Here is a 20,071-nt window from a genome sequence, read left to right as displayed (position 1 = left end):
AGTGCCGCCGTGTCCCGGCGTCGACGTGCTGTCCCGTGGTGGGCGGTCGCCGTCGTGGCGGGCGCCGCTCTGGTGCTGTCCGGGGCCCTGCCCGGCCACGACGCGGCGGCCCTGGCCGAGCGGGTCGGGCCGGTGCTGCTGTTCGTCGCCGCGCTGACCGTCGTCGCCGAGCTCTGCGGCGCGGCGGGCCTGTTCGACGCGGCGACCGACGCCGCCGCCCGGGCCGCCGGCGGGCGCCGCTGGGTGCTGTGGCTGCTGGTCGTCCTGATCGCGGTCGCCTCGACGGTGCTGCTGTCGCTGGACACGACCGCGGTGCTGCTGACCCCGCTCGCGATCGCGCTCGCCCGGCGCACCGGGACGTCGCCGCTGCTGCTGGTGCTGACCGTGGTGGCCCTCGCGAACACCGCGTCGTTGCTGCTGCCGGTGTCCAACCTGACCAACCTCCTGGCCGACCACCGGTTCGTCGAGCAGGACGTCGGGTACGTCGCCCTGATGTGGGCGCCCGCGCTGGCGGCGGTGCTGGCGACGGTGCTGGTGCTGGGTGTGCGGGGCCGCGCGGCCCTGCGCGGGCGGTTCGAGCCGGGCCCGCGGTACGTCGCGCCGGACCGGGTGCTGCTGCTCGCGACCGGAGCCGTGACCGCGGTGATGGCGGTCGGGTTCGTCGTGGGGCTGCCCGTGTGGGCGGTGGCGCTCGCGGCCGCGGTGCTGCTGCTCGTGGTCTTCGGGGTGCGCCGACGGGCCCTGCCGGGGCGGGCGCGCGACCTCGTGCCGTGGCGGATGCTGCTGATCGTCGGCGCGCTGTTCGTGGGGGTGGAGACCCTGCACGTGCGCGGCCTGGGGGACTGGCTGGTCGACGTCGCGCCGGCCGGCGGGTCGACGGCCGCGCTGCTGGGGGTCGCCGGGCTGTCCGCGGGTGCCGCGAACGTGGTGAACAACCTGCCCGCCTACCTGGTGCTGGAGCCGGTCGCGGGCGGCGACCCGCTGCGGCTCGCCGCGGTGCTGATCGGGACGGGCGTCGGGCCGCTGCTCACGCCCTGGGCGTCCCTGGCGACGGTCCTGTGGTGGCAGCGGTGCCGGCAGGCGCTGGTGCACGTGCCGGTGCGGGCGTTCGTCGTGCAGGGGCTGTGGCTGACGCCTCTGGCGGTCGGGGCGGCCGTGCTCGCGCTCGTCGCCGTCGCCTGAGGGCTACTCCGGGGTGCCGCGGCGGGTCGGCCGGGCGCGGACGTGCATCCGCTCGCCCTGGGGCCCGAACAGGCTCAGCGCCTCCGCCGGACCCGGCCCGGCGTTCGTGATCCAGTGCGGCACCCGGGTGTCGAACTCCGCCACCTCACCGGCCTCGAGGACGACGTCGTGCTCCCCGAGCAGCAGCCGGACGCGCCCGGACAGCACGTAGATCCACTCGTAGCCCTCGTGCGTGCGGGGGTCGGGCGGGCCCGCGTGGTAGCCCGCGGGGAACACCTGCTTGTACGCCTGGAGGCCGCCCGGGCGCCGGGTCAGCGGGACGTAGGTGACGCCGTGCCGCTCGAACGAGGACAGGTGCACGCGCGGGTCGCCCGTCTCCGGGGCGCCGACCAGCTCGTCCAGCGGGACCTGGTGGGCCCGGGCCAGGGGGAGCAGCAGCTCCAGCGTGGGGCGGCGGCCGCCCGACTCGAGCCGGGACAGGGTGCTCACCGAGATGCCGGTGCTGCGGGACAGGTCGGCGAGCGTCGCCCCCCGGCGCTGGCGCAGGTCGCGCAGCCGGGGGCCGACGGCATCGAGCACGGGGTCGAGGTCCGGCTGGTCGGTCACCGGGCCAGTTTGCCGGTCTGGCAACAAGGTTTGTCAACCCGGGGTCGACGGCGGAAGGTGGTGTCACCCCGACGACAGGAGAGCCCCGATGGACGCGCAGGACCGCTACGACGTGCTGGTGATCGGCGGCGGGGCCGCGGGCCTCAGCGGCGCCCTCACGCTCGCCCGGGCCCGCAAGCGGGTGCTCGTCGTCCACGACGGTGCGCCCCGCAACGCCCCCGCGGCGCACATGCACGCGTACCTCGGCCTCGACGGCCTGCCCCCCGCCGAGCTGCTCGCCCGCGGCCGCGCCGAGGTCACCGGCTACGGCGCCGAGGTCGTCGAGGGTCGGGTCGCGGACGTCCGGCGCGCCGACGAGGGGTTCCGGGCGGCGCTCGCGGACGGCCGCGTCGTGCACGCCCGCCGGGTGCTGGTCGCCACCGGCCTCGTCGACGTGCGGCCCGACGTCGAGGGCGTCGCCGAGCGCTGGGGCCGAGACGTGCTGCACTGCCCGTTCTGCCACGGCTGGGAGGTGCGGGACCGGCCGGTCGCCGTGCTCGGCACCGGGCCGCTCGCCGTGCACCAGGCGCTGATGTGGCGCGGGTGGACCGACGACGTGACGCTGCTGCTGCACACCGCCCCCGAGCCGACCGACGACGAGTGGGAGCAGCTCGCGGCACGGGACGTCCGGGTCGTCGACGGGCGGGTCGGCGGGCTGCTGGTCCGCGACGACGCGGTCACGGGCGTCCGGCTCGCGTCGGGGGTCGAGCTGCCGTGCGCCGCGGTCGTGGTCGCGACCGGGCTCGAGGCGCGGCTGGACGGTCTGGGCTGGCTCGGTCTGGCGGTCGAGTCCGTCGAGATGGCCGGGCACGTGGTCGGGCACCGGGTGGTCGCCGGCGCGGACGGGGTCACGGAGGTGCCCGGGGTGCGGGTGGCCGGCAACGCGACCGACCTGCGGGCCCAGGTGCAGGTCGCCGCGGCCGCCGGGCTCGCCGCGGGGGCGGCTCTGGTGGGCGAGCTCGCGGCGGAGGACCTGGCCGCCGCGGTCGCGCGCCGTCGGGCCGAGGAGGCCGCGCCGTTCTCCGCCCGGGCGGAGCGGGAGGTCGCCGAGCTGGTCGCGACCGCTGCTCGGCACGGGCACGGCGCCGACCACACGCCGGCGCACGGTCCGCACGGGCACCCACCGGTGGGCGAGGAGCGGCACGACCGGGAGTTCTGGGAGGAGCGCTACCGCGCGCGGCCGCGGATCTGGAGCGGCCGGCCGAACCCCCAGCTGGTCGACGAGGTCGCGGACCTGCCGCCCGGTACCGCGGTCGACATCGCGTGCGGCGAGGGCGGGGACGCCCTCTGGCTGGCCGGCCGCGGGTGGACGGTCACCGGGGTGGACCTGGCGCAGACGGCGCTGGACCGGCTCGCGGACGCGGCGACCCAGGCCGGACCCGAGGTCGCCGCCCGGGTGCGCACCGTGCGCGCGGACCTCGGCGACTGGGACCCGGGCGCCCAGCGCTACGACCTGGTGACGTCGCACTTCCTACACCTGCCGCCCGCGGCGCGGGCCGCGGGCTTCCGGCGGATGGCCGCGGCGGTCGCGCCCGGGGGGACGCTGCTGGTCGTGGCCCACCACGCGAGCGACCTCGCCACCACGATCGGGCGCCCGGACCTGCCCGACCTGTTCTTCGAGCCGGCGGACGTCGTCGCCGCCCTCGACCCCGCCGGCTGGGACGTGCTGGTCGCGGAGGCCCGGCCCCGCACCGCGACCGACCCCGACGGGAACGAGATCACCATCCGGGACACGGTCGTGCGGGCCCGCCGGCACGGCTGAGCCCGGCCGGGCCGGGCCGGTGGCACGGCTGGGCCGGGCCGGTGGCAGGATGCTCAGGCATGAGCGACGACCTCGACCTCACGGCCCAGATCACCGCGGTGGAGCGTCAGGAGCGCGAGCTCCGGTTCGCCACGTTCACCCACGACGACGCCTGGGAGCTCGGCACCCTGCTGGTGCGCCTCGCGGTCGAGCGCGACCTGCCCGTGACGGTCGACATCCGCCGCGGCACGCAGCAGCTCTTCCACGCCGCGCGCCCGGGCACCGTCGCCGACAACGACACGTGGGTGGAGCGCAAGGTCCGGGTCGTCGAGCGGTTCGGGACGTCGTCGTTCCTGCAGGGGCTGCGCGCCCGGGCGAAGGGCACGACGTTCGCCGAGGTGCACGACCTGCCGCTCCAGCAGTACGCCGCGCACGGCGGGGCGTTCCCGGTGCACGTCGACGGCGTCGGGGTCGTCGGCGTCGTCACCGTCTCCGGCCTGCCGCAGGCCGACGACCACGCGCTGGTCACCGAGGCGATCCGCACGTTCCTCGCCGGCTGACCCGCTCCCGCCGCCGTCGAGGTCGAGGGTTTCCCGCGAGGTCGAGGGTTTCCGAGGCCGCCCGGCGGCGAAACCCTCGACCTCAGCGGCCGGGGGGTGAGGGGAGGGGGAGCGTGGCGCGGAGCCAGGGGAGGACGGCGGCCGTCACCGCGGCGAGGTCGCGGCGCAGGGCGTGGTCGCCGGGGACCGTGACCACCGTGCGGCCGGCGGCCGGCGGCGGGGTGCCGTAGGGGTCGCGGTCGCCCTGGACGACCAGGACCGGCGCGTCGACAGCGTCGAGCTCGGGGAGCCGGCTCGGCGCGTCCGGGCGGCCCGGCGGCCGCGTCGGGAACGCCAGGCACAGCACCCCCGCCGCTCCGGTGTCGGACGCGGTGCGGCAGGCGGTCCGCGCGCCCGCCGACCGGCCGCCGGTGACCAGTGGTCCGTCGAGCACGTGCGCCCGCAGGTGCGCCACGACCGCCGCCCACGCGGAGTCGAGCGCCGGTCCGCGGGGCCCGACGCGGCGCCCCGCGACCCGGTACGGCTGCTCGACCAGCACGACCGCCAGGCCCAGCTCCGTCGCCGCGGCGGTCACCGCGACGAGGTCCGGGGCACCGATGCCACCCCCCGCGCCGTGCCCGAGCACCAGCGCGCCCGGGACCGAGACGCGGGCGTCCGGGCCGAGTGCGCCAGGGCGGGATGGGTCGTGGCGGGGCGCGAGGCCGGCGGGCAGGAACAGGTGCCCGCGGGCGAGCCCCTGCGGCGTCTCGACGTCGACCACCCGGTCCGGCACGGCCAGCTCATCCGTCACCCCCGCCACGCTACCCACCCACCCGCGCGCGCCGTTCGCCGAGGGCGGTGGAGACACCACGAGGGCGCAACCCGCAGGTTGCGCCCTCGTGGTGTCGGTTGCGCCCTCGCGGGCAGCGGTGCGGCGGGAGCGGGTGGGTGGGATGGGTCAGGTGGGGTCGACGAGGCCGCGCTCGATCGCGCGGGCCAGGCGGCGGGGGGCGTCGACCACGCGGCCGTCGGGGGTGCGGACCGGGGTCAGCGGGACGGGCGTCGCCTTCCACCGGCTGCGGCGCGACCGGGTGTTGCTGCGGGAGAGCTTCCGCTTCGGGACGGCCATCAGCCCTGCCTCGCCTTCCAGCGCGGGTTCTTCTTGTTGATGACGAAGGTCTTCCCGTGGCGGCGCACCACGATCGACCCCTCCTTCTGCTTCAGCGAGCGCAGGGACGCGCGGACCTTCATCGGGTCTCCTCGGGGGTGGTCTGGCCGTAGCGGCGGCGGAACTTCTCGACGCGGCCGGCGGTGTCCAGGACGCGCGAGCGGCCCGTGTAGAACGGGTGGCTCGCGGAGGAGACCTCGACGTCGACGACGGGGTAGGCGTTCCCGTCGGTCCAGAGGACGGTCGCGTCGGACGTCGCGGTCGACCGCGTGAGGAACGCGAAGTCCGCGGAGGCGTCACGGAACACGACGGGGTGGTACTCGGGGTGGATACCGGGCTTCATGGGGTGCTCCTCACCAGCTCGACTTCGTGACACCGGGCAGCTCGCCGCGGTGGGCCATCGCGCGCATCCGGACGCGGGACAGGCCGAACTTCCCCACGTAGCCGCGGGGTCGGCCGTCGGCGACGTCGCGGTTGCGCACGCGGGTGGGCGAGGCGTCGCGGGGCAGGGCCTGCAGCGCGGTGCGGGCGGCGACGCGCTCCGCCTCGCTCCGGTGCGGGTCGACGGACGCGGCCTTGAGCTCGAGGCGGCGTTCGGCGTACCGGGCGACGACCTCCTTGCGCTGCTCGTTGCGGGCGATCTTGCTCTTCTTGGCCATCTCTCAGCGCTCCTCGCGGAAGTCGACGTGCCGGCGGACGACAGGGTCGTACTTCTTCAGCACGAGGCGCTCGGGGTCGTTGCGGCGGTTCTTGCGGGTGACGTAGGTGGATCCGGTCCCGGCGGTCGAGCGGAGCTTGATGACCGGGCGCAGGTCGGCGGTGCGGGCCATCAGACCTTCTCCCCGCGGGCGAGGATCCGGGCGACGACGACCTCGATGCCGAGCCGGTCGATCGTCTTGATGCCGCGGGCGCTGACGGTCAGCCGGACGTGCCGGCCGAGCGAGGGCACCCAGTAGCGCTTGTGCTGGATGTTCGGGTCGAACCGGCGCTTGGTCCGGCGGTGGGAGTGGGAGATGGAGTGGCCGAATCCGGGGGAGGTGCCCAGGACCTGGCAGTGAGCGGACATGCGACGACTATACGTAATGAGAATCAGTCCCGACAAGCGCTAGAGTGCCACCATGCGCGTGCTCCGTGACCCCAAGCCCCTGGTGGTGCTCGCCACCGTCGACCCCCTGCTGCGCGACGCCGTCGCGTTCGGCGTCGTGATGGACCGGCCCCGGACCGTCGTCCTGCGGCACGACATCGTGGACGGCCCCGACGGCGGCGGGATCCGCCGCGTCGTCGCCGACGCCGGTGGCGTCATCGAGGACGTGCTCGTCCCGCTGGAGCACGCCTGCCTCAGCTGCTCGGTGCGCGAGGACGCGGTGCCGACGCTCGAGCGCCTCGCCCGCGACCCCCGGTGGGACGCCGTGGTCCTGGCGCTCCCGGTGTCGGCCGAGTCGCTGCCGGTCACGCGCGCGCTCGGGTGGGCCACGCGGCGCGGCGGCGGGCTGCGCAGCCTGCGGCTCTCCCGGGTGGTGGCCGCGCTGGACCTCGCGACCTTCGCCGACGACCTGCTCGGCGACGACCTGCTGGACGAGCGCGGGCTCGCGCTCACCCAGGACGACGGTCGCGCGGTCGGCGAGGCGCTCGCGGCCCAGGTCGGGCACGCCGACGTCGTGCTGGTCGCGGGCGACCCCGCGGAGCACCCGGTCGCGTCCGACCTGCTCGACCACGTCCGTGCCGCCGACGGCGCCCGCGTCGACGGCATCTACGCCGCCGACGCCGACGCGCTGTTCGCCGCCGCGCACGACGTCCGCGCGGGCGACCGCCGGCTCGACCCCCTGCACGTCGCCCCCGTGCCCGGCGCCCCGACCGGCAACGGCGTGTGGACTCTCGAGCTCGCCGCCGACCGGCCGATGCACCCCGAGCGGCTGGTCGAGGACGCCGCCAGGCTCGGCCAGGGCGCCTGCCGCAGCCGAGGGCACTTCTGGGTGCCGAGCCGCCCGGACTCGGTCTGCGTCTGGGACGGCGCGGGCGGGCAGCTCAGCGTCGGCGCGCTCGGCACCTGGGGTCGGCGGACGCCGGGCACGCGGCTCGTGCTCACCGGGGTCGAGGACGTCCGGGCCGACCTGCTCGCGGCGTTCGAGGACCTGCTGCTCACGCCCCAGGAGCACGCCCGCGGCCTCGCCCCGTGGCTCGGCGCCCCGGACGCCCTGGCCCCCTGGCTCGGCGACCGCGCGGCCTGACCGCGTCCGTTCCCCTCCCGGGGTGGATCCATCCGGTGCGGCGCGCCGAAGCGTGGCGGCAGCCTCGTGCCACGGCGGCCCCGGGTGGATCCACCCCGGCGGTGGTTCGGGATGCGCGGGCCGAGGGGTGCGGGCAACCTCAGGGGGACGGGCGTGTCGAGACGAGGAGGGCGTCGTGCCGCAGCGAGACCCCGGTCCCAGCGTGAAGGACGCGGAGCTCTACGAGGAGCTCCGCGACGAGGGCAACAGCAAGGAGAAGTCCGCGCGGATCGCCAACGCGGCGGCGGCGCGCGGTCGGTCGGCGGTCGGGCGCGCGGGCGGGGAGTCCGGGTCGTACGAGGACTGGACCGTCGCGGACCTGCGCCGCCGGGCCGCCGAGATCGGGGTCGAGGGCCGGTCGACGATGCGCAAGGCCGCCCTGATCGACGCGCTCCGGAACCACTGACGCCGACGCTTCACCCCGCAGGGATCAGGGGGTGCAGGTGAGGCCGGTGGTGAGGGCGTCGAGGTTCGCGCGCATGATCGCGAGGTAGTCGCGGTCGTCGTCCTCGGTCAGGCCCTCGAGGGGGTCGAGGACGGCGGTGGCGACGCCGAGCTCGTCGGCGAGGGTCCGGGTGACCTTCGGGCTGGCGAGCACCTCGAAGAACAGGGTCCGCACACCCTCGGCCTCGACGGTGGCGGCGACGTCGCGCAGCCGGGCGGGGGACGGTTCGACCTCGGGGTCGATGCCGCTGATCCCGACCTGGTGCAGGCCGTAGCGCTGCGCGAGGTAGCCGAACGCCTCGTGCGAGGCGACCAGGGTGGCGCCCGCGCAGGCCGCGAGACCGTCGGCGAGCTCGGCGTCGAGCGCGTCCAGGTCGGCGGCGAGGTCGTCGGCGGACGCGGCGAACTCCGCGGCGTGCTCCGGGTCGACCTCGGCGAGCGCGTCCGCGACCTGGTGCGCGACGGCGGCCAGGCGGGTGGGGTCCAGCCAGAAGTGCGGGTCGAGGGCGTCGGAGCCGCCAGAGCCCGGGTCCACGCCGTCGGGGCCGGCCTCGAGCGCGGCGGCCTCCGCGGCGTCGACGACGTGGTCCGGCCCGGTGGACGCGACGGCCTCGTCGGTCGCGGCCTGGAACCCCGAGAGGTAGACGACGAGGTCCGCGTCGCCGAGGCCCGCGACCGCGCTCGGGGACAGCTCGAGGTCGTGGGACTCGCCACCGGGCGGGGTCAGCGAGCGGACGTCGACGTGCTCGCCGCCGACCCGCTCGGCGACGAACTGCAGGGGGTAGAACGCGGCGACGACGTCGTGGGTGCCGTCGTCGCCGCTGCTGCTGCCGGGAGAGCAGGCCGCGACTCCGGTGACGACGAGGGCGGTCAGCGCTGCGGCGGCGATGCGGGCGGTGCGGGGCACGGGAGTTCCTTCCGGGGTGGGACGACGCCCCGGGTGGATCCACCGGCCCGACACGCATCGGCGTGTCCGACCGGGTGGATCCACCCGGGGCTGAGAGGGAGCGGGAGGGGGAGGGGGGAGTTCCGGGGGGATGGAGGGGTCAGTGGGTGTGGGCGCCGTGCTCGGGGGCCGCGCCGGAGACGCTGGTGAGCTCGTTCGGGGTGACCTCGAGGGTGGTGGACAGCCAGACCTCGCCGGTCGCGATGTCGACCGCGTGCACGGACGCCGTGGCGGGGTCGGTGATGTAGGCGGAGCCGTCGAGCACGGTGATCGCCGGGCGCGGGTCCTGCCACGTCTCGGACTCCTCCCACGCGTCGATCACGGGGATCGAGCGGACGAGGGTGCCGGACTCGGGGTCGATGACGTGCAGGGCGCCGTCGGTGCCGAGCACCAGCGCCTCGCCGGCGTCGCCGCGGGCGAGCGAGCGGAACGTGTACGACGACGGCAGGTCGACGAGCCGCAGGGACGCGTCGCGGGTGTCGATCAGGGACACGCGGGTCGGACGCTCGAGGTCGGCGTCGGGGTCGGACTTGTAGTCGCCGAGCACGATCGGGGAGGACTCGGTGCCGGCCTGGTTGCCGATGCGGCCGTAGGCGTCGGGCGCGGCGACCTTGGCGATGCTGCCGCCGGCGTAGACGACGGCGCCGTCCTCGCAGCCGATGACGACGGCCTCGTCGGCGGCGACGGCCTCGCCGTGCACGCCGGGGCAGGTGTCGTTCGCGGCGATCTCGGCGCCCTCGGCGTCGAGGACGCGGATGCCGGTGCGGGCGTCCTCGGTGCCCTCGGAGACGACGAGCGTGCCGTCGGTGAGCTCGACCGCGACGCCGTGGTGCGCGGCGGGCAGCGTGACGTCGCGGGTGTCGGCGTCCGGGTCGGCGAGGTCGCCGGAGTCGAGGACGGTGACCGTGCCGGTGCCGTCGTCGAACAGCGCGGTGCGGCCCTCGTGCACGACGACGTGGCCGGGCTTCTCGGCGGCCCAGGTGACGTCGGTGAGCACCGGGTCGCTGGTGTACGAGTGCGTGTGGTCGCCGTGCGGCTCGGTCCAGGTGCCCGCGTCGAGGATCTGGAAGCCGCCGGTGGTCGACACGGCGACGTGCCGGTTGTCGCCGACGCCGTTGAGCCGGTTGAAGCCGTCGAGCGGGATGTCCGCGACGAGCTCGAGGGTGGACGCGTCGAGCACCTGGATGCCGCCGTCGTAGGTGAGCGCGAGGCGCGGCTTGGCGGTGGCGACCTCGGTCGCGGCGGGGGCGGCGGCCGTCTCGTCGGCGGTGGCGGACGGCGCGGCGGACGTGCCGTTCTGGGCGCACGCGGCGAGGAGGGTGACGGACAGCCCGAGGCCGAGGGCCGCGGCGACGCGGGGTCGGGGGCGGGTGGTGGCGTTCATGGCGGTGACGCTAGCACAACTGATTCTCAGTCTCAGTAAGCGATCCGCACAGCGGACCGGGGTGAGGTCGCTGGTGGCGGGCCCGGAGCACGTAGCCTCGACCCGGAGGAGGCGGCGCCCGCGGCGCCGTCGGACGCAGCGGCGACGACAGGAGCGCGGGCGATGGACCTGCTGATGATCGGGGTGATCGCCGCCGTCGCGGTGGTGACGGTGACGGCGCTCGCGCCGCGGGTCGGGGTGTCGGCGCCGCTGCTGCTCGTGGTGCTCGGCGTGCTCATCAGCCTGGTGCCGGCGGTGCCCGCGGTCGAGATCGAGCCCGAGTGGATCCTCGGCGTGGTGCTGCCGCCGCTGCTGTACGCGACCTCGGTGTCGATGCCGACGATGGACTTCCGGCGCGACCTGACGGCGATCAGCGGGCTGTCGGTGCTGCTGGTCGTCGTGACGTCGGTGGCCCTCGGCCTGCTGTTCTCCTGGTTGATCCCCGGGGTCTCGCTGGCGACCGGCATCGCGCTCGGCGCCGTCATCAGCCCGACGGACGCGGTCGCGACGTCGATCGTCCGCCGGTCCGGGGTCAGTCCCCGGGTGGTCACCGTGCTCGAGGGCGAGAGCCTGCTCAACGACGCCTCCGCCCTCGTGCTGCTGCGGTCCGCGATCGTCGCCACCGCGGCGTCCGTGACGCTCTGGGAGGTGGCCACGGACTTCGTGTTCGCGGTGGCGGTCGCGGTGCTGATCGGCGCCGTGGTCGGCAAGCTCAGCCTGTGGGTCCGTGCCCGGGTGGCCGACCCGCACCTGACCACCGCGATCTCGTTCATCGTGCCCTTCGTCGCGTACATCCCCGCCGAGCACCTGGACGCGTCCGGGCTGGTCGCGACCGTCGCCGCCGGGCTGGTCGCGGGCACCGGCAGCGTCCGGCTGCGGCCGCAGGACCGCATCGCGGAGGCGGCGAACTGGCGCACGCTGGAGCTGCTGCTCGAGGGCGCGGTGTTCCTGCTGATGGGGCTCGAGCTGTACGGCCTGGTCGTCGAGGTCCGCGACGACCACGGCAGCCTGTGGGTGGCGCTCGGGCTCGGGGCGCTGGCGGCCACGGTCGTGCTGCTGGTGCGGACCGGGTACGTCGCGTTCCTGCTCGCGACGCTGTCCCGGCGGGCGCGGCGCGGCGAGTCGGCGCGCGGGTTCCTCACGGCGATCAACGACCGGGTCGACGCGATCGGCGACCTGCGGCGCGAGGACCTGGCGGCGCTGCGCCTCCCGGGACGGCCGCCGGGCGACGAGGGCGGGCGGGGCCCGCGCGCCGCGGGGCGGACCGAGCGCCTGCGCACCCGGATCACCCGCCGGATCGCTGACCTCGACTACCTGCGGGCCGAGCCGCTGGGTCCGCGCGAGGGCGCGGTGCTGGTGTGGGCGGGGATGCGGGGCGTCGTCACCCTGGCCGCCGCGCAGTCGCTGCCGTCCGACACCCCGCACCGGGCACTGCTCGTGCTGGTGGCGTTCGTGGTCGCGGCCGGCACCCTGCTGGTCCAGGGCGGGACGCTGGGCTGGCTGGTGCGCCGGCTCGGGCTCGCGCGCGACGGCGCCGAGGACCGCGCGGACCTGGACCGCCTGGTGGGGGAGATGGCGCGGGCCGCGGGCGACCTGCTCGGCAGCGCGGACCTGCGCCGGCCGGACGGCAGCCCGTACTCCCCGGACGTGCTGGACAAGGCCCGCCGCCTGACGGTCCGCCAGGGCGCGGAGGTCGACGAGGACGCCGACGCCGAGGCGGACCGCACGTCCGTGGCCGCGCAGTACCGGGAGCTGCGGCTCGCGGTGCTCGAGGCGCAGCGCGCGGCCCTGCTGCGGGTGCGCGACCTCGGCACCGCGAGCTCCGGGGCGCTGACCGAGGCGCTGAAGGTGCTGGACGCCGACCAGATCAGCCTGGAGCTGCGCACCCGCGAGTGACGCCCGGTGCCTGCGCGCCCCCGGCGGCCTGCGCGCCCCCCGCGACCCGCGCGCCCCCCGCGGCCCGCGCCCCGCGGGTCACGGCAGCGGGCCGCCCCGCGCGTCGAGCATGTCGTGCAGCACCCGCAGCTCGCGCTCCTGCGCGGTCACGATGCCGCGGGCGAGCGCGACCACCTGCGGTCGCTGCGCGTGGTCGACGGCGTACTGCGCCATCTCCACGCCGCCCTCGTGGTGCGGGATCATCAGCTCGAGGAACAGCCGGTCGGCGTCGGTGCCGGTCGCGGCGGTGAGCCGGGCCAGGTCCGCGCGGGACACCCACCCGGGCATCGCGGCGTAGCCGGCGTCGCCCGCCCCGGGGGTGGCGGCCCCTCCGGCGTGCCCGTGCTCGCCGTCCATCCAGGCCATCACGGGCGCGGACGAGGCCGCGGGCAGGCCCCAGGTCGCGAGCCAGCCGGCCATCTGGCCGATCTGGTTCTGCTGGGTGAGCAGGATGTCGAGCGCGACGGTGCGCACCTCCTCGTCGGTGCTCCGGTCGCGGACCAGCACGGCGAGCTCGACGGCCTGCGCGTGGTGCGCCTGCATGTCCCGGGCGAACCCGGCGTCGACGGAGGCCTCGGACGCGGCGGTCAGCGCGGGCTGGCGCGCGAGCACCGCGCCGCCCAACCCGCCGAGCACGAGGGCCGCCACCGCGACGACCACGAGCACGCCGCGCCCGGGGAGGCCGGTGCCGGTGCGGTCGGTCACGCCGGGACGCCCACGCCGTTCGAGCAGGGCGCGCCGACCTCGGCGAGCTCGGGGTTCAGCAGGTACTTCTGGACGAACACCGGCAGGCGCTCGTCGTCGGCGGAGTCGAGCTGCAGCTGGTAGCCCCAGGCGCTCACCGCGACGGGCGAGCCGAGGCCCTCGTACGGGGACACCAGGACGTAGGACTGGTTCGCGGCCAGGGCCTCGAGGGTGGCGACCTGGTCGGCGGGCAGCGACGGGTCGTAGGTGATCCACACCGCGCCGTGCTCGAGGGAGTGCACGGCGTTCTCGTTCGGCACCGGCTCGGTGTAGACGCCGCAGTTCAGCCACGCCGCGGCGTGGTCCCCGCCGACGGGCGGCGTCTGCGGGTAGTCGACCGTCGTGGTCACGTGGTTGAACGTGAGGCCGTCGAACTGCTCGACGCCCTCGATGTCCGCGTCCGCCTGCGCCTGCACCGCGGCGCGGTCGCGCGCGGCACCCACCAGGACGAAGCCGGCGATCCCGACGAGGGCGAGCACGAGCACCCCGGCGACGGAGCCGATCACGATCGTGCGGCGGCGCTCGGACCGACGCTGCTCGGCGCGGACGGCGGCCAGGCGGGCCTGGCGCTCGGCCGCGGAGGGCTTGCGGTCGGGCATGGGAACTCCTCGGGTGGGGCGGCGCGGCGCGGTCGCGCCGGTCGGTTCGCAGAGATTACTTGAAGAATCTACTAATGCCCAGGCTCGCGGGCAGCCGGGGCGCCCCCGGCGCGCGCCGACGCGCTGCGGACCCGACCCGTCGGTAGGGTCGCGCGGGGGACGACGTCGCGGGACCCCGCCGCGGCGCCGGGGGAGGAGAACGCATGAGGCAGCAGCTCGTGCTGCGGATCGTCGTCACGGTGACGCTGGTCCTCGGGCTGAACTACGTGGTCTGGCGCTGGCTGGACTCGGTCAACTGGTCGGCCTGGTGGATCGCCGTGCCGCTCGTGATCGCCGAGACCTACTCGTTCATCGACGTCGGCCTGTTCGGCATGACGATGTGGCGGGCCCGTCGGCGCGAGGCCCCGCCCGCCCCGCCCGAGGACCTGACCGTCGACGTGTTCGTCACCACGTACGACGAGCCCGTGGACCTGGTGATGGCCACGGCCGTCGCGGCCCGGGACATCCGCTACCCGCACCGCACGTGGGTGCTGGACGACGGCGGCCGGCCGGAGCTCGCCGCGGCGGCCCGCGCCGCGGGGGTCGGCTACATCGAGCGCTCCGAGGACTGGGTCGACCGTCCCCGGCACGCGAAGGCCGGCAACCTCAACAACGCGCTGTTCGTCACCGAGGGCGAGTTCCTGCTCATCCTCGACGCCGACCAGATCCCCGACCCCGCGATCCTCGACCGCACGCTCGGCTACTTCGAGGACGACCGGGTCGCGCTCGTCCAGACCCCCCAGTTCTTCACCAACGTCACCGAGGCCGACCCGCTCGGCAGCCAGGCGCCGCTGTTCTACGGCCCAATCCAGCAGGGCAAGGACGGCTGGAACGCCGCGTTCTTCTGCGGGTCCAACGCCGTGCTGCGCCGGGACGCCCTCATGCAGCTCGGCCTGGTCGGCTACGTCCGCGAGACGGAGCGGTCGGTCCGTGAGGCGCTGCACGCGTCGCGCCGGCTGCTCGCGCAGGCGCAGAGGACCGCCCCGGACGCGACCCAGGCCGCGGTCCTGCACGAGGTCCAGGAGGCCGCGGCGCAGGCGCTCGGCGCGCTGGACGCCGGCGAGCCGCTGTCGGACGTGACCTACGGGTTCCAGCGCCGGGTGGACGCGATCTCCGCCTCGGTCGTCGCCCAGGACGTCGCGAGCATCGAGGCGGACCTCGCGGCCATCGCGGCGCTGCCGATCGCCCGGGACGACCAGATCGGCGCCGTCGTGGTGGACGAGCCCGCGCTGGCCCGGCTCGCGGACCGCGAGTGGTCGCCGATCGGCGCGATCGAGTCGGTGCAGGCGCTGGTGCGGGCGGTCGACGTCGACCGGTCCGGCGAGGCGCAGGCCGTGATGCCGGTGGCGACGCTGTCGGTCACCGAGGACATGGCGACCGCGATGCGGCTGCACGCCCTCGGCTGGCGGACCGTCTACCACCACGAGTCGCTCGCGCACGGCCTCGCGCCCGAGGACCTGGGCACGATGATGACCCAGCGGCTCCGGTGGGCCCAGGGGACCATGCAGGTGATGCTCAAGGAGAACCCCCTGGGCGTCCGCGGCCTCAAGGTCGGCCAGAAGCTCATGTACTTCGCGACGATGTGGTCGTACCTGTCGGGGTTCGCTGCGCTGGTGTACCTGGCGGCGCCGATCATCTTCCTGTGCTTCGGCGTGCTGCCGGTCACGGCGTGGACCGTCGACTTCTTCGTGCGGTTCATCCCGTTCTTCCTCGCGAGCCAGGTGCTGTTCCTGGTGGCGGCGCGCGGCGTGCGCACCTGGCGCGGGCAGCAGTACGCGCTGGCCCTGTTCCCGGTGTGGATCAAGGCGGTGTGGACGGCCGCGGCGAACGTGTGGTTCGGTCGGCCCCTGGGCTTCGCGGTCACCCCGAAGGTGCGGCCCTCGGGGTCCACCGCCTCGTGGCGTCTCGTGTGGCCGCAGCTGCTCGCGATGGTGCTGCTGGTCGTCGCCGCGGTCGTCGGGGTCGTCCGGGCCTCGCTCGGGCTGTCCTGGTGGGTCGGCACGGCCGTCAACCTGGTCTGGGTGGTGTACGACCTGGTCGTGCTCAGCGTGGTGGTCCAGGCGCTGCGGTACCGCGGCTACACCGGCGCGGGCGCCACGCCCCCCGACCTGAGCGAGAACGCGGCGCGCACGCGCCGCGGGAACTGAGAGGACGACGCATGGAGCTGGTGACGGAGCAGGTCGGGACCGCGGGGGTGCTGCGGGTGCAGGGCCGGCTGACGATGGCCGCGGCGGGGGAGCTCAAGGCCGCGGTCGACGCCGAGATCGCGGCGGGCCGCCCGCTCGTCGTGGTCGACCTCGCCGGGACGACGTTCCTGGACTCGTCCGGGCTGGGCGCCCTGGTCGGCGGGCTGCGGGCCGCCCGCGCGGCCGGCGGCGACCTGCGGATCGCGCACGTCGGGCCCCAGGTCCGCACGGTCCTCGAGCTCACCACGATGGACCGGGTGCTCCGGCCCTACGACACGGTCGAGGACGCGGTCGGTGACGGCCGCTGACGGGGCCGTCGAGCTCCGGGTCGACGGGACCGCGGAGCCGGCGTGGCTCGACGACGTGCACGGCGCCCTCGCGCGCCTGTGGTCGGCCGCGCCCGACGTGCCGGAGCTCGACCGGCTGCGGTTCGAGACGGCGGTGATCGAGATCGCCACGAACATCGTCCGGCACACGGTTCCCGGCGCGGCGACGCCCGGTTCGACGACCCCCGCGGTCATCCGCGCGACCGCCGTGCTGCGGGCCGTCCCGGGCCTGGTCGAGGCCGTGCTGTCCGACGACGGTGCCGAGGTGGAGGTCGACCTCGACCCCGCGCCCGTGGACGACCTGGCCGAGAGCGGCCGCGGCATCGCCCTGGTGCAGCGCGCGGTCGACACCCTCGAGCTCCGGCGGGTCGACGACCGGAACACCTGGCGGCTGACGCGGGTGCTGCCCGGGTGACACGCCGGTGCCGGGGGACGGGTCGCGGCCTGGCTTAGGGTCGGAGGTGATGGGAACGACGACGACAGCACCAGCACCCCGCGAGCAGGACCGCCTCGCGGCGCTCCACCGGCTCGGGGTGCTCGACACCCCCGCGGAGGCCCGGTTCGACCGGGTGGTCCGCCTGGCCCGCCAGCTGTTCGGCGTGTCCACGGCGATGGTGTCGCTCGTGGACCGCGAGGTCGTGGTGCACAAGGCGATGGCCGGGTTCGACGAGCGGGTGGTGCGGCGCGAGGACTCGTTCTGCAGCTCCGCGATCCAGGGCGCCGGCACGTTCGTCGTCGAGGACGCGTCGGTCGACCCGCGGTTCTCCGCGAGCCCCTTCGTGACCCCGGTCGACGGCATCCGGTTCTACGCCGGGCAGCCGCTCGTGGCGCCGGGCGGGTTCCGCGTCGGGACGCTGTGCATCGCCGACGAGACGCCGCGGGCGTTCGAGGCCGAGAGCGCGTCGCTGCTGCGCGACCTCGCGTCCTGGGTCGAGAAGGAGCTCGTGATCGACTCCGAGCTCGCGCGCGCCGCCGAGGTCCAGGCCGGGCTGCTGCCGCGCTCCGCCCCCGCGGTCCCGGGTTACCAGGTGTCGGGTGCCTGCCTGCCGAGCCTCGCGGTCGGCGGGGACTTCTACGACTGGGCGACGACGCCCGACGGCGGGCTGGTGCTGAGCCTGGTCGACGTGATGGGCAAGGGCGCCGCGGCCGGCATCCTCGCGGCGGCGGTCCGGGCGGTGCTGCGCGGGTCCGCGTTCGGGGCCGACGTGGCGCAGTCGCTGCTGCACGCCGGTGCGATCCTGCACTCCGACCTGTCGGGCGCGGGGGTGTTCGCCACCGCGTTCCACGCCGCTCTCGACCCCCGCACGGGCGAGGTCCGGTACGCGGACGCCGGGCACGGCCTCACCGTGCTGGTCCGGGCCGACGGCACCGACGAACGGCTCGAGGCGACCGGCCTGCCGCTCGGCGTGCTGGACGAGCCGGCGCGCGAGCAGCGCACCGTGCACCTCGGCCCGGGGGACCTGCTGGTGACGTTCAGCGACGGGGTCCTGGACCTGGTGGACGGCACGCTCGGCGCGGTGCCGCGGGTGGTCGACGCCCTGCGCGGCGCGACGTCCGCCGACGCGGCCGTGGAGGCGGTGCTGCGGATGTCGGTGGGCGTGGGCGACCGACCGGACGACCTGACGGTGGTGGCGGTCCGCCGGGACGGCTGACGCGCGGGCTGCCGGACCGGGTGGTGCCGACCACCCGAGGGCTCAGGCCGCCCGGCGCAGCGTCACGACCGTGAGGTCGTCGTCGAGGTGCCGGGTGTCCTGCACCAGGGACACCACCGCCTGGGCCGCCTCGTCGGCGGTGTCGGTGCCCCGGATCGCGTCCTGCACCCGGTCCAGGTCCCGCATGGAGCCGCCCAGGGCGTCCAGCACCCCGTCGCTGAACGTCACCAGCAGGTCCCCGGGCGCCAGCCGGTCGCGCGCCGACGTCCGCGCCGGACCCGTGGCGATGCCGAGCGGCAGCCCGGTGGCACCCAGCCGCCGGGAGGTGCCGTCCTGGCCGATGATGAGCGACAGCCCGTGCCCCGCGTCGGTGTACTGGATGCTGCCGTCCGAGGAGTCGACGAACGCGCGGAACATCGTGACGAACGCGCCGGCGTTCACCAGGTCGGCGTCCATCGCGAGCTCGGTGGCCGACAGGGTGCCCGCGACGTCGTGCAGGCCGATCTGGGCGTGCAGGACGGACCGCGTGGTCGCCGCGAGGATGGCCGCGGCGGGGCCCTTGCCCATCACGTCGGCGAGCGTGAGCACGAGCCCGTCGGGGACGAGCTCCCAGTCGTAGAAGTCGCCGCCGACCGACCCGGCGGGGACGAACCTCGCCGCCAGGTCGAACCCGGGGACGTCGAGCCCGCGCGACGGCAGCAGGCTGGCCTGGACCTGCGCGGCGCGGCGCAGCTCGGTGCGCTCGGCGGTGACGTCCCGCAGGACGGTGACCACCCCGCCCCCGGACGCGACGGGGATCGGGCGCGCGGAGAACGTCACGATCCGGGGTTCGGGGGAGCCCGGCACCCGGACCAGCAGGTCCTGGTCCTCGACCTCCTCCCCGCTGAGCGCCCGGCGGAACGGCAGCTCGTCGGGCGGCAGCGGCGAGCCGTCCAGGCGGGTCAGCCCGTCCAGGTCCGAGGTGCTGTCGCCGAGCGGCAGGTGCGGGGTCCCGGTGAGCAGCAGCGACGCCCGCGGGTTGCGCACCACGACCCGGCCGCGCGCGTCGACCACCCGCAGGCCCTCGCTCATCGTGTCGACCACGGTGCCCAGCAGGGCCGCCTGGGCGACCGCCCGGTCCCGCGCGGCGGCGAGCTCGGCCACCAGCACCGCGCGCTCGTCGCGGGCCAGTGCGAGCGCCAGCCCGATCAAGGTCACCAGCCCCACGTACAGCTGGGCGATCACGACCTGGGCGGCGACGCCGGGGAGGTCGACGAACGGCCCGATGCCGGCGAGCGTCAGCTGGATGACGAGCGTCCCGCAGACCAGGGTGTGCAGCACCACCGAGGGGGTCGGCAGGCGCGAGCCGGCCCACACGGTCAGGCCGATCAGCGGGAACACGACGGCGATCTCGGACAGCCCCACGAACCACAGCAGGTAGAGCAGCGGCGCGAGCACCAGTGCGGCGAGGTAGGCCGCGCCGTGGTCCTCGGTCCACCAGGCCAGCCGCTCGTGCGTGCCGCGGGCCCGGCGCCCGCGCCACCACGCGCCCAGCGCGAGGCCCATCGTGACGACGCCGAGCACGGCGACGGTGTTCCGGACCGCCCACAGCACGGCGGGCTGCCACGCCCAGGTGCCGCCGTCGAGCCGGAGGGCCAGCGTCACGACCGGGGCGGAGACGACCGAGCCCCCGACCGCGCCGAGCACGAACCACCACAGGTCGGTGACCCGACGCAGCTGCCGGGTCCCGCGGGCCGCCCAGACCTCGGGGACCCACCGCGCGAGCACGACCGCCCCGGCGAGCGCCTGCACCGTGGCGGCCACGCCGCCGAGCACGGCGACGGTCCCGGACCCGCCGGTCAGCCGCACCACGACCGCCGTGACGGCGGCCAGCACCACCGCGTCGAGCCAGGGCCAGGGCCGCTGCGCGCGGGCCACGAGCCACAGCACGGACACGCCCGCGGCGGGCCAGACGAGGCTCACGGTGCCGCCCTCGACGACCGTGCTGCGCCCGAAGAAGCACGCTGCGGCGTACAGCGCGGCGTAGGCGACCACCAGGCGGACGTCGCGGACGCCGGGGCGTCGGCGGCGCACCACCCGGGGCGGGGTCGGGGGGACCGGCGGGGTCGTCGGGGCGAGCGGGCCCGGGGGCGTCGGGGCCCCCGTGGTCTGCGGTCCTGCCGTCACCGCACGCCTCCTGTCACCGTCGGTCGTCCTTGCAGGCTACGGGGCGCGGCCGGGGGGCGCAGGCCGCGC

At 76.0% G+C, this 20,071-nt stretch carries 23 protein-coding genes; 10 read left to right on the top strand and 13 right to left on the bottom strand.

All coding sequences use genetic code 11. The features are described from left to right. Positions 1 to 9 precede the first annotated feature (9 nt). Positions 10 to 1,182, top strand: coding sequence for an SLC13 family permease (locus tag ACFVXN_RS09310; RefSeq protein WP_389230780.1), 1,173 nt, complete (start codon positions 10 to 12; stop codon positions 1,180 to 1,182). A gap of 3 nt (positions 1,183 to 1,185) precedes the next feature. Here ACFVXN_RS09310 and ACFVXN_RS09305 read toward each other — a convergent pair whose 3' ends face one another. Then, positions 1,186 to 1,788 carry a helix-turn-helix domain-containing protein gene (locus tag ACFVXN_RS09305; protein ID WP_389230777.1) on the bottom strand — a complete coding sequence of 201 codons (603 nt, stop codon included), beginning with the start codon at positions 1,786 to 1,788 and terminating at the stop codon, positions 1,186 to 1,188. Positions 1,789 to 1,876: 88 nt separating this feature from the next. Here ACFVXN_RS09305 and ACFVXN_RS09300 point away from each other — a divergent pair, with 88 nt between their 5' ends. After that, the gene (locus ACFVXN_RS09300) at positions 1,877 to 3,589 is read left to right on the top strand and encodes an FAD-dependent oxidoreductase (protein ID WP_389230774.1); all 1,713 of its coding nucleotides are present in this window, start codon (positions 1,877 to 1,879) and stop codon (positions 3,587 to 3,589) included. A gap of 59 nt (positions 3,590 to 3,648) precedes the next feature. Continuing rightward, positions 3,649 to 4,128, top strand: coding sequence for a heme-degrading domain-containing protein (locus ACFVXN_RS09295; RefSeq protein ID WP_389230771.1), 480 nt, complete (start codon positions 3,649 to 3,651; stop codon positions 4,126 to 4,128). Positions 4,129 to 4,210: 82 nt separating this feature from the next. Here ACFVXN_RS09295 and ACFVXN_RS09290 read toward each other — a convergent pair whose 3' ends face one another. The 7 genes from ACFVXN_RS09290 to rpmB form a co-directional block, all read right to left on the bottom strand. After that, positions 4,211 to 4,918 (bottom strand): alpha/beta family hydrolase, encoded by a 708-nt coding sequence (locus tag ACFVXN_RS09290; protein ID WP_389230768.1) that lies wholly within the window; start codon positions 4,916 to 4,918, stop codon positions 4,211 to 4,213. Positions 4,919 to 5,065: 147 nt separating this feature from the next. Next, positions 5,066 to 5,236 (bottom strand): 50S ribosomal protein L32, encoded by a 171-nt coding sequence (gene rpmF, locus ACFVXN_RS09285; RefSeq protein WP_389230765.1) that lies wholly within the window; start codon positions 5,234 to 5,236, stop codon positions 5,066 to 5,068. Continuing rightward, positions 5,236 to 5,358, bottom strand: coding sequence for a type B 50S ribosomal protein L36 (gene ykgO, locus ACFVXN_RS09280; protein WP_389230762.1), 123 nt, complete (start codon positions 5,356 to 5,358; stop codon positions 5,236 to 5,238). Before ykgO ends, rpmF begins: the two co-directional genes overlap by 1 nt. Further along, the gene (locus ACFVXN_RS09275; RefSeq protein WP_389230759.1) at positions 5,355 to 5,618 is read right to left on the bottom strand and encodes a type B 50S ribosomal protein L31; all 264 of its coding nucleotides are present in this window, start codon (positions 5,616 to 5,618) and stop codon (positions 5,355 to 5,357) included. Before ACFVXN_RS09275 ends, ykgO begins: the two co-directional genes overlap by 4 nt. Positions 5,619 to 5,628: 10 nt before the next feature. Then, positions 5,629 to 5,934 carry a 30S ribosomal protein S14 gene (rpsN, locus tag ACFVXN_RS09270; protein ID WP_389230756.1) on the bottom strand — a complete coding sequence of 102 codons (306 nt, stop codon included), beginning with the start codon at positions 5,932 to 5,934 and terminating at the stop codon, positions 5,629 to 5,631. 3 nt (positions 5,935 to 5,937) lie between these two features. Further along, on the bottom strand, positions 5,938 to 6,105 hold the full coding sequence (gene rpmG, locus ACFVXN_RS09265; RefSeq protein ID WP_389230753.1) for a 50S ribosomal protein L33: 168 nt from the start codon (positions 6,103 to 6,105) through the stop codon (positions 5,938 to 5,940). After that, positions 6,105 to 6,341 (bottom strand): 50S ribosomal protein L28, encoded by a 237-nt coding sequence (gene rpmB / locus ACFVXN_RS09260; RefSeq protein WP_389230750.1) that lies wholly within the window; start codon positions 6,339 to 6,341, stop codon positions 6,105 to 6,107. The genes rpmG and rpmB overlap by 1 nt, the downstream gene beginning before the upstream one ends. A gap of 52 nt (positions 6,342 to 6,393) precedes the next feature. Here rpmB and ACFVXN_RS09255 point away from each other — a divergent pair, with 52 nt between their 5' ends. Together ACFVXN_RS09255 and ACFVXN_RS09250 are read left to right on the top strand one after the other, a co-directional pair. Continuing rightward, positions 6,394 to 7,503, top strand: a complete 1,110-nt coding sequence (locus ACFVXN_RS09255) for a GTP-binding protein (protein ID WP_389230747.1) — start codon at positions 6,394 to 6,396, stop codon at positions 7,501 to 7,503. Positions 7,504 to 7,678: 175 nt separating this feature from the next. Then, positions 7,679 to 7,948: a Rho termination factor N-terminal domain-containing protein gene (locus ACFVXN_RS09250; protein WP_389230744.1), complete on the top strand. Its 270-nt coding sequence runs from the start codon at positions 7,679 to 7,681 to the stop codon at positions 7,946 to 7,948. Positions 7,949 to 7,972: 24 nt separating this feature from the next. Here the strand turns inward: ACFVXN_RS09250 and ACFVXN_RS09245 are convergent, their stop codons facing one another. Then, positions 7,973 to 8,893: a metal ABC transporter substrate-binding protein gene (locus ACFVXN_RS09245; protein WP_389230740.1), complete on the bottom strand. Its 921-nt coding sequence runs from the start codon at positions 8,891 to 8,893 to the stop codon at positions 7,973 to 7,975. A 139-nt stretch (positions 8,894 to 9,032) separates the two neighbouring features. Continuing rightward, the gene (gene aztD, locus ACFVXN_RS09240; RefSeq protein ID WP_389230737.1) at positions 9,033 to 10,316 is read right to left on the bottom strand and encodes a zinc metallochaperone AztD; all 1,284 of its coding nucleotides are present in this window, start codon (positions 10,314 to 10,316) and stop codon (positions 9,033 to 9,035) included. 162 nt (positions 10,317 to 10,478) lie between these two features. Between aztD and ACFVXN_RS09235 the strand changes: the two genes are divergently transcribed. Continuing rightward, entirely contained in the window at positions 10,479 to 12,251 is a 1,773-nt protein-coding gene (locus ACFVXN_RS09235; RefSeq protein ID WP_389230734.1) for a cation:proton antiporter, read from the top strand. Between the two features lie 78 nt (positions 12,252 to 12,329). On the opposite strand, the gene ACFVXN_RS09230 is transcribed toward ACFVXN_RS09235, so the two are convergent. After that, positions 12,330 to 12,995, bottom strand: a complete 666-nt coding sequence (locus ACFVXN_RS09230; RefSeq protein WP_389230732.1) for a DUF305 domain-containing protein — start codon at positions 12,993 to 12,995, stop codon at positions 12,330 to 12,332. Then, a complete protein-coding gene (locus tag ACFVXN_RS09225) occupies positions 12,992 to 13,633 on the bottom strand; it encodes a DUF3105 domain-containing protein (RefSeq protein ID WP_389230729.1) in 642 nt (213 codons plus the stop codon). Before ACFVXN_RS09225 ends, ACFVXN_RS09230 begins: the two co-directional genes overlap by 4 nt. A 203-nt stretch (positions 13,634 to 13,836) precedes the next feature. Here ACFVXN_RS09225 and ACFVXN_RS09220 point away from each other — a divergent pair, with 203 nt between their 5' ends. From ACFVXN_RS09220 to ACFVXN_RS09205, 4 genes are read left to right on the top strand one after another with little or no spacing between them, the layout of a single operon-like run. Continuing rightward, the gene (locus ACFVXN_RS09220; protein ID WP_389230726.1) at positions 13,837 to 15,819 is read left to right on the top strand and encodes a glycosyltransferase family 2 protein; all 1,983 of its coding nucleotides are present in this window, start codon (positions 13,837 to 13,839) and stop codon (positions 15,817 to 15,819) included. Between the two features lie 11 nt (positions 15,820 to 15,830). After that, the gene (locus tag ACFVXN_RS09215; RefSeq protein ID WP_389230723.1) at positions 15,831 to 16,166 is read left to right on the top strand and encodes an STAS domain-containing protein; all 336 of its coding nucleotides are present in this window, start codon (positions 15,831 to 15,833) and stop codon (positions 16,164 to 16,166) included. Further along, a complete protein-coding gene (locus ACFVXN_RS09210; protein ID WP_389230720.1) occupies positions 16,153 to 16,599 on the top strand; it encodes an ATP-binding protein in 447 nt (148 codons plus the stop codon). The genes ACFVXN_RS09215 and ACFVXN_RS09210 overlap by 14 nt, the downstream gene beginning before the upstream one ends. A 49-nt stretch (positions 16,600 to 16,648) precedes the next feature. Further along, positions 16,649 to 17,836, top strand: a complete 1,188-nt coding sequence (locus ACFVXN_RS09205) for a PP2C family protein-serine/threonine phosphatase (RefSeq protein WP_389230717.1) — start codon at positions 16,649 to 16,651, stop codon at positions 17,834 to 17,836. Positions 17,837 to 17,878: 42 nt separating this feature from the next. Here the strand turns inward: ACFVXN_RS09205 and ACFVXN_RS09200 are convergent, their stop codons facing one another. Beyond that, positions 17,879 to 20,002, bottom strand: a complete 2,124-nt coding sequence (locus ACFVXN_RS09200) for a SpoIIE family protein phosphatase (protein WP_389230714.1) — start codon at positions 20,000 to 20,002, stop codon at positions 17,879 to 17,881. Positions 20,003 to 20,071 lie beyond the last annotated feature (69 nt).

The sequence above is a fragment of the Cellulomonas sp. NPDC058312 genome (assembly GCF_042880135.1).
In the GTDB taxonomy this organism is placed as follows: Bacteria; Actinomycetota; Actinomycetes; order Actinomycetales; family Cellulomonadaceae; genus Cellulomonas.
Note: the sequence above shows the minus strand (reverse complement) of the source record. Positions and strands in the feature narration are given on the sequence as shown.

Bases quoted from the DNA above. Each gene is read 5' to 3' on its own strand.
- ACFVXN_RS09300 (WP_389230774.1), top strand. From the start codon at position 1,877: ATGGACGCGCAGGACCGCTACGACGTGCTGGTGATCGGCGGCGGGGCC.
- ACFVXN_RS09295 (WP_389230771.1), top strand. From the start codon at position 3,649: ATGAGCGACGACCTCGACCTCACGGCCCAGATCACCGCGGTGGAGCGT.
- rpmF (WP_389230765.1), bottom strand. From the start codon at position 5,236: ATGGCCGTCCCGAAGCGGAAGCTCTCCCGCAGCAACACCCGGTCGCGC.
- ykgO (WP_389230762.1), bottom strand. From the start codon at position 5,358: ATGAAGGTCCGCGCGTCCCTGCGCTCGCTGAAGCAGAAGGAGGGGTCG.
- ACFVXN_RS09275 (WP_389230759.1), bottom strand. From the start codon at position 5,618: ATGAAGCCCGGTATCCACCCCGAGTACCACCCCGTCGTGTTCCGTGAC.
- rpsN (WP_389230756.1), bottom strand. From the start codon at position 5,934: ATGGCCAAGAAGAGCAAGATCGCCCGCAACGAGCAGCGCAAGGAGGTC.
- rpmG (WP_389230753.1), bottom strand. From the start codon at position 6,105: ATGGCCCGCACCGCCGACCTGCGCCCGGTCATCAAGCTCCGCTCGACC.
- rpmB (WP_389230750.1), bottom strand. From the start codon at position 6,341: ATGTCCGCTCACTGCCAGGTCCTGGGCACCTCCCCCGGATTCGGCCAC.
- ACFVXN_RS09255 (WP_389230747.1), top strand. From the start codon at position 6,394: ATGCGCGTGCTCCGTGACCCCAAGCCCCTGGTGGTGCTCGCCACCGTC.
- aztD (WP_389230737.1), bottom strand. From the start codon at position 10,316: ATGAACGCCACCACCCGCCCCCGACCCCGCGTCGCCGCGGCCCTCGGC.
- ACFVXN_RS09235 (WP_389230734.1), top strand. From the start codon at position 10,479: ATGGACCTGCTGATGATCGGGGTGATCGCCGCCGTCGCGGTGGTGACG.
- ACFVXN_RS09225 (WP_389230729.1), bottom strand. From the start codon at position 13,633: ATGCCCGACCGCAAGCCCTCCGCGGCCGAGCGCCAGGCCCGCCTGGCC.
- ACFVXN_RS09220 (WP_389230726.1), top strand. From the start codon at position 13,837: ATGAGGCAGCAGCTCGTGCTGCGGATCGTCGTCACGGTGACGCTGGTC.
- ACFVXN_RS09215 (WP_389230723.1), top strand. From the start codon at position 15,831: ATGGAGCTGGTGACGGAGCAGGTCGGGACCGCGGGGGTGCTGCGGGTG.
- ACFVXN_RS09205 (WP_389230717.1), top strand. From the start codon at position 16,649: ATGGGAACGACGACGACAGCACCAGCACCCCGCGAGCAGGACCGCCTC.